A 14,788-nucleotide genomic window follows, 5' to 3' on the forward strand; every position below is an offset into this window, starting at 1 on the left:
TTCCCCCTTAGTTCAGTTGGTAGAACGGCGGACTGTTAATCCGTATGTCGCAAGTTCAAGTCTTGCAGGGGGAGCCACATTAAAAAAGCCCAATCAACAGATTGGGCTTTTTTTTACAAAAACGAACAGTGCAGCAACGGAACTATTTAAAGCCTTTCTCTTGCTTAATCAAGTCGTACGCTTTTTGAATTTCTTGAGACTTTTCCTTCGCGACAGTCATCATTTCAGGTGGTAAGCCTTTAGCCATCAACTTATCTGGGTGGTGTTCATTCATAAGCTTTCGGTAAGCACGTTTGACTGCTTTACCATCGGCTTCAGCATCAACGCCAAGAATACTATAGGCATCTTTGAGTTGATCAGCACTCGAAGCTGGGCCACTCCATTGTCCAGAAGAGCCTTGCCCACCTTGGCCACCAGCAAAACCACCTTGATGTTGAAATCGAAACGCCGCTTCTTGCATTCGTAATCGTCGTTCAAGTTGCTCAGCGGAAAACCCTAACCCTCTTGCTATACGGTGCAATACCTCTCGCTCATTCGGGTGTAGGCTGCCATCAGCAAAGGCAGAGGATATTTGCAATTCAAGGAAGAATTGAATTAAATCATGACGTCCACCAGTAGACTGGCGCAACCCCTGAAGTACTTCATCTAACGGAAAGCTACTGGATTTCCCATCGCGAAATGCATCTTGAGCCATTTGACGTTGCTCTTCGTTGAGCTTCATCCGCTCCATCATCACGCTAGCAAGTTTAATTTCTTGCTGAGTCACTTGCCCTTTCGCCTTAGCAACATGCCCCATAACCGAAAAAGCTGCTTTAAAGAACTCTTCCTGACGCTCTACTTGGCTTCTTGAACCACCAAATGAACCAGAAGAAAAGCTAAAATTGCCTCTCGCTTTCGCTTTATCGAACTGATGACCAATATAAAAGCCAACAATAGCACCAAAGGTTCCGAGCAAAGAACCAAACAAAGTGCCTAAAATTTTCCCTACAACTTGCATTATTTAATCTCAATATATGAATTTTTTAGGAGTTAAGCAGTCAATTAGTGCCGACGAGCTAAATTTCCATTATCATTAGGAACCTTTTCGCTTATAGCGACGTCTTATCATTCCAATCAGATATAAAACAGGACCTTTACATTTAATGGCTCGTCAATCTCGATTTTCTTTTTCATTGTACACCGGCTTAGCACTTGTATTTTCGCAAGGCGTTGCTGCTGATGAGGTAATAAATGATAAAAAACCTCAAGTTCAATTCGACCAATGTAAAATCAACGAGCAAGATACCGAGAATTCAGACTCACAGACTATCAATGTGGAAGCCGATAATCTAGAGGTCGTGGAAGGTAAAAATGCTAAATACACTGGCGATGTAGTTGTCACTCAAGGATTAAATAGCATTGTGGCCGACTCAGTTACTGTCGACCAATCTAGCAATATCGTCACCGCTGAAGGCAATGTTAACTTCTCCAATGGTGAAATTAAAACGATTTCCGACAAAGCAACCAATGATTTAAATAGTGAAGAGATAGTCATTGAGCAAACTCAGTACTCTTTTCTATGTGAATCAGGACGTGGTGAAGCAGCCTACATCAAAAAAACAGGACAAGCATTATATAGGATTGAAGACGGGTCTATTACTTCATGCCCTGAAGGTGACAACGCTTGGCGGCTCACAGCGTCGAGCATCGACATTGATCAAAACGAAGATGAAGCAACCTTCTACAATCCTGTTTTACAAGTACTCGATGTGCCTGTTTTCTATCTACCTTATTTAACGGTTCCTATTGGAGATACTCGAAAAACTGGCTTTTTGTATCCATTGATTTCGTACGATACGATCAATGGTGTTGAAATAACCATCCCGGTGTATTGGAATCTAGCTCCAAATTACGACTTGGAGACTGAATTTAAATATATGGAAAATCGAGGTACCCAATTTAATGGGAAATTCCGTTATTTAACATCAGCATTCGGTAAAGGAGCATTAGAATATGAGTATCTAAATGAAGATGCTCTAAATACCGAATATGGTGAACGCTGGGGCTTCCAATATACCCACTCAGGTATATTCAATAACAATTGGAAACTCTCCGCGGACTATTCAGAAGTTAGTGACATTAGCTACTTTTCTGATTTCGACTCAGATTTAGGAACTCGCTCCGATGGGCAATTAGTTCAAGAAGCCTCTCTAAGCTATCGTGATACCAACTGGGATGCCACGCTATTGGTACGTGATTTTCAACTTCTTCTTGATGATGACAGCGATACTCAACCATATAGAATGATGCCACAGCTGGCGTTTAACTATTATAAACCTGATATATTACCGTACGTTAATTTTGACACCATAAGCCATATTACCAATTTCAAGACCGATGAAAGTGGAAAACCTTCCGCAATCAGAGTGCATGTCGAACCTGGCTTAACCGTACCGCTAAGCACCCCTTGGGGCACGCTAACAACAGAAGCTCGCTTACTTTCAAGTTATTATGATCAAGATCTCGATGGTGTGTCTTCTGACGACTATGAAGAAACGGTTGTGAGGACATTGCCACAGTTTCGCTCTCATTTAGGTTTAGTGCTAGAGCGTGAAACCACCTTACTCGACGGTTACACACAAACGTTGGAGCCGCAATTCCAATATCTCTATATACCGCATCGCGATCAATCAGCCATTTATTCTGAATACGATACGACCTTACTGCAAACCGATTATTATGGCTTATTCCGCTCTCGCCGCTATAGCAGCGTTGATTATATAGCGGAAGCTAATCAAATCAGTTTCGGGGCGAGTAATCGCTTTTATGACGAGAATAATAAAGAAAGAATGAATATTTCTTTTGGTCAAATATTATACCTCGATGGTGCATCTAACGATGGTAACAATAATAGCTATTCTGCGTGGGCACTCGAATCTGACTTTAACTATGCCGATAATCTGTTTTTCCATGGTTCTCTTCAATACGATGTGACATCGAGTAACATCCAGCTTGGAAATACCTCAATTGAATATCAATTTAATAAAGGAACCATTCAAGGAAACTATCGCTATGTCTCTCTAGACTATATTGAAGATACCGTTGGAGAAACCCTCACAGTTGATGAATTAACCGAAGAAGGTATTTCTCAAGCAGGACTCTATCTGACTTATAAACTATCAGACCGATGGAATACAAAATCTCAATATTATTATGATTTGACGACAGATAAGACATTAGAATGGCAATCGACATTAACTTACCATTCAGATTGTTGGTACATCGGCTTTACTTTTAGTCGAGAACTAACGGGTTGGTCTCCAAATTTTGAGTCTTACCCAGATGCCGACGCTGAATACGAAAATAATTACGGCATTAATTTTGGTATTGTTGGATTTGGCACCAATGGAGTGACTGGTTCATCATACTCTACGGCTTCTAGTTCAATTGGTTACACTAGACCATTCTTTTTGAATAATTGATCACTTACTTGCTCGATATAATTAGGAATCTCAATGAAATTCTGTAAATACCTCATCGTTTCGCTATTGGCGTTCAATCATGCAGCCACCGTTGCGGCGCCGATTGAATTAGATCGGATTTCGGTCATTGTTAATAATCAGTCGATACTCAAGAGCGACATCGACAATGCTATCAAACTGGTTAAAGTGAACGCACAATCAGAAGCTCAATCCTTGCCAGATGACAGCGTGCTCGAACAACAAGTAATCGACAAGTTAATTAGTGACTCGTTACAAAAGCAAGAAGCCGATAGAATCGGAGTCAAAATTGATGATTCGCGCCTCAATCTAGCACTTGAAAATATTGCCAAGAACAATAATCAGTCTATCGATCAACTCATCGCTTCCATTAATGATGCTGGTGTTTCCTACGAAGCGTATCGAGATGGTATTCGCAATGAAGTTGCCGCATCAGAAGCGCGTAATGCCTTAGTTCGTCGAAGAATCAATATTCTTCCCGCCGAGGTTGACTCTCTTTCTGATATGTTGTCACAAAAAACCTCAGCAACAACTCAATACAAAATAAGCCATATCTTATTACGCCCAGAGAGCGAGCAAGATTTTAGCGATGCCGAAGCATTGGCAAAAAATATCCTCAAGCAATTAGACTCTGGCACGAGCTTTGAAACTCTTGCACTCACTTATTCAAAAGGCCCAAAAGCACTCAATGGCGGCGAATGGGATTGGATGAGAAAAGAAGAGATGCCGACGATTTTTGCTGACCAGATTAAGGTTCAAGGAAAAAACGCTATCATTGGCCCATTCCGCAGTGGTGTTGGTGTTCATATCCTTAAGGTTAAAGATGTACAAGGACTTGAAACAGTCGCAGTGACTGAAATTAATAGCCGACATATTTTAATCAAGCCATCAATCATTCTAAGCGATGAGGGTGCCCAACAAGAGCTCCACCGTATTCGTGGTGATATCATGTCTGGCAAAAGTACCTTCGCTCAAATGGCTGCTCAATACAGCCAAGATCCAGGTTCAGCAGCAAAACAAGGTGAGTTGGGGTATCAAACATCAAGTATTTTTGTACCTGAATTCAAACATAAGATCGAAACATTAGCCGTTGGCAAAATTAGCGAGCCCTTTAAGACTGTTCACGGTTGGCATATCGTTGAAGTCTTAGGACACCGCCAAGTAGATCGAACCGATTCCGCACTTAAAAATAAAGCGTATCAGATTTTATTTAATCGCAAATTTAACGAAGAGTCAGAAGCTTGGATACAAGAGCTGAAGGCAAGTGCGTTTATTGAAGTGGTTGAAGGCCAAGAAGATGACAGTTAAAAGAATCATTGTTACCGCGGGAGAACCTGCTGGGATTGGTCCTGACTTGGTTCTCGCGTTATCTCAGGAAAACTGGGCACACCAAATCGTCGTTTGCGCTGATCGCGATATGCTTGCCCAGCGAGCAGCTGTACTTGGGATCACGGTAGATCTAGTTGACTATCATGCTTCAATACCTGTTACGCAACAAACTGCCGGGACTTTGTTGATTGAACACATTCCGCTTGCAACCCCTTGCTCTGTTGGGTTACTAGATGAAACCAATGGTCAGTATGTTTTGCGCACTCTAGAGCGGGCAGCACAAGGCTGTCTACAAGGCGAATTTGATGCTGTAGTCACAGGACCGGTACATAAAGGTGTCATCAATCGAGCAGGTGTTCAATTTAGTGGGCATACTGAATTTTTTGCTGAGCAGTCTAATACACCACTTGTGGTTATGATGCTTGCAACGGAAGGATTACGAGTTGCATTAGCCACCACTCATTTACCCTTAAACAAAGTATCCCAAGCTATAACACCAAAGTTATTAGAAGATATTATTCATATTTTACACGCTGATCTCGTTAATAAATTTGGTATCAAACAGCCCAATATTTATGTGTGTGGACTAAACCCACATGCAGGTGAAGATGGTGTTTTAGGAAGCGAAGAGATCGATACAATTCAACCGGTCCTAAATACACTGCGTCAACAACACGGTTACCAGTTAATTGGTCCCTTGCCAGCTGATACTATTTTTAATCCTAAGTACTTGGAACAAGCCGATGCCGTGCTGGGTATGTATCATGACCAAGTATTACCCGTACTCAAATACAAAGGGTTTGGTCAATCGGTGAACATCACACTTGGCCTGCCCTTTATTCGAACATCGGTGGATCATGGGACAGCTCTCGACCTTGCAGGCAGCGGGAAAGCGGATACCGGAAGCTTTAAAACCGCATTACAATATGCTATTGATTTAGTCGATAGCAAAGCACAATAATTTGGAACTAAAATGAGAAATGATGTCCACCAAGGGCACAAAGCACGTAAACGCTTTGGTCAAAACTTTTTAAACGATCCCTATATTATCGATGGAATCGTTTCAGCAATTAATCCACAACCAGGGGAAAATATTGTTGAAATAGGCCCTGGATTAGGTGCATTGACTGAACCCGTTGCAAAACAAGTCGATAAGTTAACCGTCGTTGAATTGGATAGAGATCTTGCTGAGCGCCTACGCCAGCACCCAGACCTCAAAGATAAATTGATTATCAACGAAGGTGATGCGATGAAGTTTGACTTCAACCTTTTGGTGAAGCCAAATAACAGGCTAAGAATTTTTGGTAACTTGCCTTATAACATTTCAACGCCCTTGATGTTCCATTTATTTGAGTTCCATAAAGATGTGCAAGATATGCACTTTATGTTGCAAAAAGAAGTCGTCAATCGTCTTTGTGCAGGACCAGGAACAAAAGCTTATGGACGTTTAACCGTCATGGCCCAGTACTACTGTAAAGTCGTTCCTGTGCTAGAGGTACCACCGAGTGCATTTGTGCCACCGCCTAAGGTCGATTCAGCTGTGGTTCGCTTAGTTCCTTATGAAACTCTGCCTTACCCTGCAACAAACCTTAACTGGCTTGAAAGAGTATGCCGTGAAGGATTTAACCAACGCCGTAAAACTGTAAGGAACTGCTTTAAAGGGTTAATTTCTGCTGAAACACTAGAGGAACTCGGTGTCAATACATCACTTCGACCAGAAAACCTCACTTTGCAACAGTTCGTTGCCATGGCAAACTGGTTAGATGCCAATCACAAACATTAATTAAGTGGAGGTAAACACCTCCCTTTTCGTTTTGAGGATATGATGCCTAACTCAATCCCATGCATAAAGATTCAAGTACGCACTAAATATATTGAAGAGCAATCTCAACCCGAGAAAAGCCGATATGTCTTTGCGTATATGATCACAATTAGAAATCTAAGCTCACAAGAAGTACAACTCCTGAGTCGTCGTTGGTTAATTACCGATGCAGATGGAAAGCAAATCAGTGTTGAAGGTGAAGGTGTTGTTGGAGAGAAGCCCATTATTAGCGCTCACGATGACTATAGCTATACCAGTGGAACAGTGATTGAAACTCCTGTAGGTGCGATGCAAGGTCACTACATTATGATCGATGAAGCTGGAGATGAGTTTACCGTTGCTATCGAACCTTTTCGACTTTCTATTCCTAACATCCTGAATTAATGGAGCAAGTCATTGGCTAATTACATTGTTGGCGATATTCAAGGTTGCTTTGATGAATTGGAACGCCTACTTGATCGCGTCGACTTCTCCCCCAGTTCAGATACGTTATGGCTTGCCGGTGACTTAGTCGCTAGAGGACCAAAATCACTAGAAACCCTAGAATTAGTTATGTCTCTTGGTTCCTCAGCTAAAACGGTGTTAGGGAATCACGATCTTCATCTACTTGCACTCATTCTTGGGCTCTATAAAGCACGTAAGAAAGATAAAACAGCCTCTATTATTCACTCTCCAAAGCGAGACAAGTTTGCGGAATGGATTCGCTTTCAGCCGCTGTTACTTGAGCACCCTAATTTTATTCTCACTCATGCGGGAATATCGCCACAATGGGATATACCGACAGCAAAAACGGCCGCAAAAGAAGTGGAATCGATTTTACAAAGTGAGCGATGGGCGTGGTTGATAGAGGGGATGTATGCCGATGAACCTTCCTTATGGCGAGAAGATTTAGAGGGTATTGAACGCTATCGCTACATAATTAATGCCTTTACCCGAATGCGGTACTGTTTCCCAAATGGCTCACTCGATATGGATTGTAAACTACCACCAAAGGATTTGGAGAAAAGTACTTTAGTACCTTGGTTCACATGGGAAAAGCGAATTCAGCTACCCAAAACTCTGCTATTTGGTCATTGGGCTGCATTAGAGGGCTATCAAGGGACCGATGTCATCGGGCTCGACACAGGCTGCGTCTGGGGAGGTGAACTCACGATGCTTGAATGGGAAACCCAACGCTATATAACTCAACCTGCGTTAACTCAATAGCGTTGCTAGGTAAATCTTAAATTAGCCTTCTTTGCATCACTTTTCGAGTATAACGAAATCCATGGCGTAACTGTTTTTCTCGTCAACAGAGTAATACTCACGAGACGACTCTTTCCACTCACTCCCCCACTCTGGAAATTGAGTATCACCAGAAATATCGGCATCGATAAATGTAAGGTACAGTTTCGATGCAAGAGGAAGGCAAGAGGCGTAAATACTCCCACCACCGATAATCATAACTTCCGGTTCATCGGTAAGTAAGGTTAACGCTTCATCAATCGATGCAACGACACTCACCCCTTCAATATCCAACGTCGAATTACGACTAATAACGATATTTTTTCTACCAGGTAAAGGTCGCCCAATTGAATCGAAGGTTTTACGCCCCATCACAATCGGCTTTCCCATGGTGCAACGTTTAAACCAAGCGAAATCGGCGGGAAGATGCCATGGCATCGAGTTGTCTTTACCAATAACGCGTTGTTTCGCCATTGCGGCTATCATACTAATAATCATAATAAAATTGACTCACTTGCTTTACAACATAGGTTAAACAATTGGCTTACGACGATAATACAGCAAGCCTGGTACCGCAAGGCCGATTGCTAACCCAGCAACAATAAACATCGCTTTGAGAAAGTTTTCCATTAATACCGACATTAATTCAGGAGAGAACCCTACATGGTTAATTTCCACCATCGCAATCATCGCTTTATAGGTGTAAACACCAGGCACCATTGGAATCAACGCCGCAACCGTAAACACCTTCGGATGAGCTAATACTTTATGAGACCAATGAACACCAATCGTTCCAACAGTTGTCGCCGCAAAAAAGGTTGCCCATTCAATTGGCATTCCATAGTGCATGAGAAGGTAACGAGTGCCATGCCCAATAGCCCCACCTAATGCACAGTACTTTAACGCATGAGGGGGAACATTAAATACCAAGGCAAACCCTACTGCAGGAATTGATGCAAAGAACATGTCATCAATCAAACCAAGCAATAATTCGATAAAACTCACTTCTACCATCTCCATACCCCCGTCACAAACATCGCTGCGACAATACCTAAACATGTAGCCCACGTCAGCAATGTTGCCATCATAAAGCGAGCAATCCCAGTATTCAGATATCCCTTCAACATATCAGCAACCGAATTAATCAGAGGAAAACCGGGAACGAGCATTAAAACAGAACAAGCCATAACGAGTGATGGTTTATTCCCCAATTGATAAATAACCGCCTGAGCAGAAATCAGAGAAGTAACAAAAGCAGTCGCGCAGAAGTTGAGGAGTGGATTGAAATGACGGTGACCTATTTCCAAACGCACACACATACCTGCAGCAGATGCGACAAATGTCGCAAGAAAGATGATCCAATCACCTCCAGCCAAGTGCGCAAATGAACCACAAGAAAGACCGATCATTAATATCACGATCCAGCGATCATAACGCTTAGGGCTAATACTATCGAGTTTTGCTTGAGCCATTGAAAGATCAAGAATGCCTTTTTCCAACATGATACAAATCCGTTGAATATTGATCACTACGGTCATATTAATTCCACGATCTTGGCAACGGCGAGCGGTTGTAATGCAGTGTTCATCGGTTACGGTTGTAACCACGAGGGAGTTTGCAGTAAGCGCAACTTCGACTTCATCCATATGCAGTGCCAATCCCATGCGCTGCATAATTCCAGCAACTAAAGTACTTTCTGCACCATGTGCTAATAACATTTGGCCCGACTGAGCAATCAAACGAGAAACTTCTCGTTGTTTGGTGGTCATTATTTCATTCCTAACGAAAGCTTAATAAAAGGTAAATTGAGGTAATTTCGTGCTTCAGTGTGCCTGAAGTCACCAACGGAAAAAATGACCTCGATGAAAAAAGCCGCAATTAATATTGCGGCCCAATTATTTTATGGCTAACTATTCGCGAACATAGATAACATGACCGTCATCTTCATCATCGTCATCCCAATCATCATCAAGATCATCCCAGCCTTCTTCGGTAATGACATTTTGGCCCGTCATCGCATCTTTATGATAATCGTCCCACATAAATTCAACTTTTTCACTTTCCTCAGGGGCCGCCATTTCTTTTGGTAATGACTCCATAAAGTCAGCAAGTTCTCGGCAAAGATCACTCGTGCCTTGTTTATTAACTGCAGAGACTTTGAAGTACTCGCCTTTCCAATCCAGTGCTGTGAGAATAGATTGAATGATCTCTTCAGCCTCATCTTCCAACATCAGATCAACTTTATTAAAGACGAGCCAACGAGGTTTCTCCGAAACTTTCTCGCTATATTGTTCAAGCTCTTCAATGATCACTTTTGCATTCTCAACTGGATCACTTTGATCCGCTGGCATAATATCGATCATATGTAACAGAACTCGACAACGCTCTAAGTGTTTAAGGAAGCGAACACCTAAACCAACTCCATCAGAAGCACCTTCGATCAAGCCAGGAATATCGGCAACAACAAAACTCTTACCAGGAACAACACTAACAACCCCCAAACTAGGGATCAGAGTCGTAAACGGATAATCGGCGACTTTCGGCTTGGCCGCAGAAACCGCGCGAATGAAAGTGGATTTACCCGCATTAGGCAAACCAAGCATTCCAACATCAGCTAATAGAAGAAGCTCAAGGCGCAGCTCTCGCACTTCACCTTTCGTTCCCATAGTTTTTTGACGAGGAGCGCGGTTCACTGAAGATTTAAAGCGAGTATTGCCGAGTCCATGCCAACCGCCTTTTGCGATCATCATTCTCTTACCATGCTCGGTAACTTCACTCACAACCTCATTGGTGTGAATATCGATAGCTCTCGTACCAACAGGAACCTTTAACGTAATGTCTTTACCACGTTTTCCTGTACAGTTGCCACCGCTACCATTTTTTCCACGCTCAGCGGTATAAAAACGCTGAAACCGATAATCAATCAGTGTATTAAGGTTCTCATCGGCTTCGATATATACATCACCACCATCACCACCATCACCACCGTCGGGGCCACCTTTGGTGACAAATTTCTCACGCCAAAAGCTAACGATTCCATTACCACCATCGCCTGCTTCGACTTTGATTACCGCTTCATCAACGAATTTCATTTTTTACTCCGCAATAAGTGCGTTGCCAAAACCATCACTTAAGTTCCTAGTCTAGCAGATCTTACCATATTGGCTGTTTGCTGCTATCTATAGATCAAATGATCCGCCTTAGGTAACACACCTAAGTTCCTACTTTTATTTTTAATATACAAATAAAAAACCCCACCGAAACGGCAGGGCTTTTAAATTCAGATTGAAGCTAAATTATTCAGCTTCGATACTAACGAATTTACGGTTCTTAGGACCTTTAACTTCAAATTTCACTTTACCGTCAGATAATGCGAAAAGTGTATGGTCTTTACCAATACCTACGTTATTGCCTGCATGGAATTTAGTTCCACGTTGACGAACAATGATGTTACCTGATAATACAGATTCACCACCAAAACGCTTAACGCCTAGGCGTTTGCTTTCTGAATCGCGGCCGTTACGAGTAGAACCACCAGCTTTTTTGTGTGCCATTGTTGGACTCTCCTAATAATTACGCGTTGATACCAGTAATTTTCACTTCTGTGAACCACTGACGATGACCTTGTTGCTTGCGAGAATGCTTACGACGACGGAATTTAACGATTTTAATTTTATCGCCACGTCCGTGTTGTACTACTTCTGCAGTAACTTTGCCGCCCTCTACTAGAGGAGCGCCAACTTGGATGTCTTCACCGTTAGCAACAAGTAAAACAGAATCGAATTCTACAGTTGCACCAGTTTCTACGTCTAATTTCTCTAAACGAAGGGTTTGACCTTCGCTAACTCGGTGTTGTTTACCACCAGATTGGAAAACAGCGTACATATTTTACTCCGCTTTTTCCGCACAGCCGTTAGCCTGTTTATGGCATATAGGGTGTACGCTAAACTAATCATAATAGGGCGCAGATTCTACGTGAATGAGTACCTTATGACAAGCCATATTTGAAAAAAAATGGCGAAAATATTATCGCCCTATAAAAGTGCTCGGATCATGCCCTTAAGTCATATGTTTATCAACGTTTTATAGTGTATTATTGAACAATTCTTAGGATTAGAAGTCCTTATAAGCATTGATACTAGCCGGATTTACCATGGATTTTAAAGCTATCCAAACACTAACTGCCGATGATATGGCAAAAGTGAATGAAACGATTCTTAAGCAACTCAATTCCGATGTCTCTTTAATCAACCAATTAGGATTTTATATTGTAAGTGGTGGTGGGAAACGAATTCGGCCACTAATTGCGATTTTGTCGGCTCGCTCTCTAGGATATGAGGGAAATGATCATACGACGGCATCTGCCTTTATTGAATTTATTCATACGGCCACACTTTTACATGATGATGTTGTCGATGAATCCGATATGCGTCGCGGTAAAGCAACGGCAAACGCAGCGTTTGGAAATGCAGCAAGCGTATTAGTCGGAGATTTTATCTATACTCGTTCATTTCAAATGATGACTCAGATTGGATCATTAAAGATCCTCGAGCTAATGAGCAATGCCGTCAATGTGATAGCAGAAGGTGAAGTATTACAATTGATGAATTGTAATGATCCTGACACCACTGAAGAAAGCTATATGCAGGTTATCTACTCTAAAACAGCTCGACTGTTTGAAGCCGCAACACAGGTTGGAGCGATCCTTTGCGATGCCCCTGCTGAAGTGGAAAGTGCTCTGCAAGATTATGGTCGCTATTTGGGTACTGCTTTTCAGCTTATTGACGATGTTATGGACTACACCTCAGACGGTGATGAGATGGGTAAGAATGTTGGTGATGACTTAGCCGAAGGAAAACCTACTCTTCCATTACTTTATGCGATGCATAATGGTAACGAGCAACAATGCGAAATGATTCGAGAAGCAATAGAAAAAGCGAACGGTATGGAACGCTTAACCGAGATTCTTCAAGCGATGGAAGAAACCGGGGCATTAGAATATACCCGTAAGAAAGCGATGGAAGAAGCTGATAAAGCCATTGCGTCTCTATCTATCATTCCAGACAGTGAATACAAACAAGCCTTGATATCACTCTCGCATCTCGCGGTTAATCGGAATAAGTAATCTAAAGTGATACAAACAAAAAAAGCTGGCTTTAAGCCAGCTTTTTCATTTAACGCTGTGTTTATTTTACGAAATCAACACCGATCTGAATATCACCGCGTAAAGTATCTAGCATGCTCTCCAATGCATTTTGTTCAAATGCACTTAGCTCACCATAACTCAACACTTCTTCAATGCCATTTTTACCCAATTTAATTGGCTGAGCAAAGAATGGGGCTAATCCACCATCGCTTTCCACATAAGCACATTCAACGATGTTCTCTTCACCAGAAAGAGCTTTCACGAGCGATAAACCAAACCGACATGCCGCTTGTCCCATTGAAAGAGTCGCACTACCACCACCCGCTTTAGCTTCAACAACTTCTGTACCCGCATTCTGAATACGATGCGTCAATGCGGCAACTTCTTCATCACTAAATTCAACACCCTCAACTTGAGATAGTAAAGGTAGGATCGTTACTCCTGAGTGACCACCAATAACAGGGACATTCAACGATAATGGATCTTTACCTTTTAGTTCTGCGACAAAAGTTTCTGAACGAATAACATCAAGTGTCGTGATACCAAAAAGTTTGTTCTTATTGTAAACACCCGCTTTTTTTAGAACTTCCGCAGCAATAGGAACTGTCGTGTTAACTGGGTTTGTGATAATCCCAACACAAGCAGTAGGACAAACTGCCGCAATTTTTTCAGCTAAGCTGCGTACGATTCCAGCGTTAACATTAAATAGATCCGCACGATCCATTCCTGGCTTACGAGCAACACCCGCCGAAATAAGAACAACTTCGGCACCTTCTAGCGCAGGAGTTGGGTCTTCGCCACAATAACCTTTAATTGATACAGGTGTTGGGATGTGACTAAGATCGCAGGCAACACCAGGAGTAACTGGTGCAATATCATATAAAGCAAGATCAGATCCTGCTGGTAAATTATTCTTGAGTAATAATGCAAGGGCTTGGCCGATACCACCAGCGGCGCCAATAACAGCAACTTTCATAGGGCATTTCTCCATGAGATTTTATTATAATGTGGTACAGAACACTCAAAGTGCAACCCAAAGACGTTATATTAATTACAAACTGATTACAATAAATTAACTTCATGTTTGAGACATCTCTCATAAGTAAATCTCCATCTACTTTTCCACTCACAAGTCATTATAAATTCCTATTGAAAACAGAGCGTTGTACATAGCAAGTTATCATTAAAAATACATAGATTTTTAAAGGAATAGTCTATAGAACGACAATAGCTTGGTGTCTAATGCATAATTATGCGAAAATATGCACTAGAATAGTCATTCTCAATAAAGATAGCCCTAAGTGATGAAAAATATGGATAAACAAGACAATCTAGTCCGTGCGTTTAAGGCGCTTTTAAAGGAAGAACGTTTCGGTTCACAAAGCGATATCGTTGAAGCTCTGCGCGTCGAAGGTTTTGAAAATATAAACCAATCTAAAGTGTCGCGAATGTTAACTAAGTTCGGAGCAGTTCGAACTCGAAATGCAAAAATGGAAATGGTGTATTGCTTACCAGCAGAACTGGGTATGCCAACTGTTTCCAGTTCATTGCGTGAGCTAGTTTTAGACATAGATTTTAATGAAGCATTGGTCGTTATTCATACCAGCCCAGCAGCAGCACAACTTATCGCTCGCCTTCTTGATTCTTTAGGAAAATCAGAAGGCATTCTTGGTGTTGTTGCGGGAGATGATACGGTGTTTATTACTCCAACATCAGGCATATCAACAGAAACCCTTTTTAATGCAATTTGTGATTTATTTGAATATGCAGGTTAGCCTGACTATTCTT

General features: G+C 41.9%; 16 protein-coding genes and 1 tRNA gene. 9 read left to right on the forward strand and 8 right to left on the reverse strand.

Annotated features, from left to right (window positions below):
• The first annotated feature begins 1 nt into the window (after window position 1).
• Window positions 2–77, forward strand: a tRNA-Asn gene (locus tag ACXJY6_RS18795).
• 65 nt (window positions 78–142) lie between these two features.
• Here the strand turns inward: ACXJY6_RS18795 and djlA are convergent.
• Window positions 143–997 (reverse strand): co-chaperone DjlA, encoded by an 855-nt coding sequence (gene djlA / locus ACXJY6_RS18800; protein WP_456053008.1) that lies wholly within the window; start codon window positions 995–997, stop codon window positions 143–145.
• A 145-nt stretch (window positions 998–1,142) separates the two neighbouring features.
• Between djlA and lptD the strand changes: the two genes are divergently transcribed.
• The 6 genes from lptD to ACXJY6_RS18830 are packed head-to-tail and all read left to right on the forward strand — an operon-like array spanning window position 1,143 to window position 7,836.
• Complete coding sequence (gene lptD, locus ACXJY6_RS18805) at window positions 1,143–3,461, forward strand: LPS assembly protein LptD (RefSeq protein ID WP_458769267.1); 2,319 nt, start codon at window positions 1,143–1,145, stop codon at window positions 3,459–3,461.
• Between the two features lie 33 nt (window positions 3,462–3,494).
• The gene (gene surA / locus ACXJY6_RS18810; protein ID WP_458769268.1) at window positions 3,495–4,787 is read left to right on the forward strand and encodes a peptidylprolyl isomerase SurA; all 1,293 of its coding nucleotides are present in this window, start codon (window positions 3,495–3,497) and stop codon (window positions 4,785–4,787) included.
• Window positions 4,777–5,769: a 4-hydroxythreonine-4-phosphate dehydrogenase PdxA gene (pdxA, locus tag ACXJY6_RS18815; protein WP_458769269.1), complete on the forward strand. Its 993-nt coding sequence runs from the start codon at window positions 4,777–4,779 to the stop codon at window positions 5,767–5,769. Before surA ends, pdxA begins: the two co-directional genes overlap by 11 nt.
• Window positions 5,770–5,781: 12 nt before the next feature.
• Entirely contained in the window at window positions 5,782–6,591 is an 810-nt protein-coding gene (gene rsmA / locus ACXJY6_RS18820) for a 16S rRNA (adenine(1518)-N(6)/adenine(1519)-N(6))-dimethyltransferase RsmA (protein WP_456053012.1), read from the forward strand.
• Between the two features lie 42 nt (window positions 6,592–6,633).
• Window positions 6,634–7,014, forward strand: coding sequence for a Co2+/Mg2+ efflux facilitator ApaG/CorD (gene apaG, locus ACXJY6_RS18825; protein WP_456053013.1), 381 nt, complete (start codon window positions 6,634–6,636; stop codon window positions 7,012–7,014).
• A gap of 12 nt (window positions 7,015–7,026) precedes the next feature.
• Window positions 7,027–7,836, forward strand: a complete 810-nt coding sequence (locus ACXJY6_RS18830; RefSeq protein WP_456053014.1) for a symmetrical bis(5'-nucleosyl)-tetraphosphatase — start codon at window positions 7,027–7,029, stop codon at window positions 7,834–7,836.
• A gap of 36 nt (window positions 7,837–7,872) precedes the next feature.
• Here the strand turns inward: ACXJY6_RS18830 and folA are convergent, their stop codons facing one another.
• The 6 genes from folA to rplU form a co-directional block, all read right to left on the reverse strand.
• On the reverse strand, window positions 7,873–8,352 hold the full coding sequence (folA, locus tag ACXJY6_RS18835) for a type 3 dihydrofolate reductase (protein ID WP_458769270.1): 480 nt from the start codon (window positions 8,350–8,352) through the stop codon (window positions 7,873–7,875).
• A gap of 33 nt (window positions 8,353–8,385) precedes the next feature.
• Window positions 8,386–8,859, reverse strand: coding sequence for a threonine/serine exporter family protein (locus ACXJY6_RS18840; protein WP_456053016.1), 474 nt, complete (start codon window positions 8,857–8,859; stop codon window positions 8,386–8,388).
• 2 nt (window positions 8,860–8,861) lie between these two features.
• Window positions 8,862–9,623, reverse strand: coding sequence for a threonine/serine exporter family protein (locus ACXJY6_RS18845; RefSeq protein ID WP_458769271.1), 762 nt, complete (start codon window positions 9,621–9,623; stop codon window positions 8,862–8,864).
• Window positions 9,624–9,764: 141 nt separating this feature from the next.
• The gene (cgtA, locus tag ACXJY6_RS18850) at window positions 9,765–10,946 is read right to left on the reverse strand and encodes an Obg family GTPase CgtA (protein WP_458769272.1); all 1,182 of its coding nucleotides are present in this window, start codon (window positions 10,944–10,946) and stop codon (window positions 9,765–9,767) included.
• A 204-nt stretch (window positions 10,947–11,150) separates the two neighbouring features.
• Complete coding sequence (gene rpmA, locus ACXJY6_RS18855) at window positions 11,151–11,408, reverse strand: 50S ribosomal protein L27 (protein ID WP_456053019.1); 258 nt, start codon at window positions 11,406–11,408, stop codon at window positions 11,151–11,153.
• Window positions 11,409–11,427: 19 nt separating this feature from the next.
• Complete coding sequence (gene rplU, locus ACXJY6_RS18860; protein ID WP_456053020.1) at window positions 11,428–11,739, reverse strand: 50S ribosomal protein L21; 312 nt, start codon at window positions 11,737–11,739, stop codon at window positions 11,428–11,430.
• 268 nt (window positions 11,740–12,007) lie between these two features.
• On the opposite strand from rplU, the gene ispB reads away from it, so the two are divergent.
• Window positions 12,008–12,979, forward strand: a complete 972-nt coding sequence (ispB, locus tag ACXJY6_RS18865) for an octaprenyl diphosphate synthase (protein WP_458769273.1) — start codon at window positions 12,008–12,010, stop codon at window positions 12,977–12,979.
• 61 nt (window positions 12,980–13,040) lie between these two features.
• Here ispB and mdh read toward each other — a convergent pair whose 3' ends face one another.
• Window positions 13,041–13,976 carry a malate dehydrogenase gene (gene mdh / locus ACXJY6_RS18870; protein WP_456053022.1) on the reverse strand — a complete coding sequence of 312 codons (936 nt, stop codon included), beginning with the start codon at window positions 13,974–13,976 and terminating at the stop codon, window positions 13,041–13,043.
• A gap of 328 nt (window positions 13,977–14,304) precedes the next feature.
• Here mdh and argR point away from each other — a divergent pair, with 328 nt between their 5' ends.
• Entirely contained in the window at window positions 14,305–14,775 is a 471-nt protein-coding gene (gene argR / locus ACXJY6_RS18875; RefSeq protein ID WP_456053047.1) for a transcriptional regulator ArgR, read from the forward strand.
• Window positions 14,776–14,788 lie beyond the last annotated feature (13 nt).

The sequence above is a fragment of the Vibrio phycocola genome, from assembly GCF_054404255.1.

Excerpts from the sequence above, each read along its gene's own strand:
- djlA (WP_456053008.1), bottom strand. The coding sequence starts at position 997 with ATGCAAGTTGTAGGGAAAATTTTAGGCACTTTGTTTGGTTCTTTGCTC.
- lptD (WP_458769267.1), top strand. The coding sequence starts at position 1,143 with ATGGCTCGTCAATCTCGATTTTCTTTTTCATTGTACACCGGCTTAGCA.
- surA (WP_458769268.1), top strand. The coding sequence starts at position 3,495 with ATGAAATTCTGTAAATACCTCATCGTTTCGCTATTGGCGTTCAATCAT.
- pdxA (WP_458769269.1), top strand. The coding sequence starts at position 4,777 with ATGACAGTTAAAAGAATCATTGTTACCGCGGGAGAACCTGCTGGGATT.
- rsmA (WP_456053012.1), top strand. The coding sequence starts at position 5,782 with ATGAGAAATGATGTCCACCAAGGGCACAAAGCACGTAAACGCTTTGGT.
- apaG (WP_456053013.1), top strand. The coding sequence starts at position 6,634 with ATGCCTAACTCAATCCCATGCATAAAGATTCAAGTACGCACTAAATAT.
- folA (WP_458769270.1), bottom strand. The coding sequence starts at position 8,352 with ATGATTATTAGTATGATAGCCGCAATGGCGAAACAACGCGTTATTGGT.
- ACXJY6_RS18845 (WP_458769271.1), bottom strand. The coding sequence starts at position 9,623 with ATGACCACCAAACAACGAGAAGTTTCTCGTTTGATTGCTCAGTCGGGC.
- cgtA (WP_458769272.1), bottom strand. The coding sequence starts at position 10,946 with ATGAAATTCGTTGATGAAGCGGTAATCAAAGTCGAAGCAGGCGATGGT.
- rpmA (WP_456053019.1), bottom strand. The coding sequence starts at position 11,408 with ATGGCACACAAAAAAGCTGGTGGTTCTACTCGTAACGGCCGCGATTCA.
- rplU (WP_456053020.1), bottom strand. The coding sequence starts at position 11,739 with ATGTACGCTGTTTTCCAATCTGGTGGTAAACAACACCGAGTTAGCGAA.
- ispB (WP_458769273.1), top strand. The coding sequence starts at position 12,008 with ATGGATTTTAAAGCTATCCAAACACTAACTGCCGATGATATGGCAAAA.
- mdh (WP_456053022.1), bottom strand. The coding sequence starts at position 13,976 with ATGAAAGTTGCTGTTATTGGCGCCGCTGGTGGTATCGGCCAAGCCCTT.
- argR (WP_456053047.1), top strand. The coding sequence starts at position 14,305 with ATGAAAAATATGGATAAACAAGACAATCTAGTCCGTGCGTTTAAGGCG.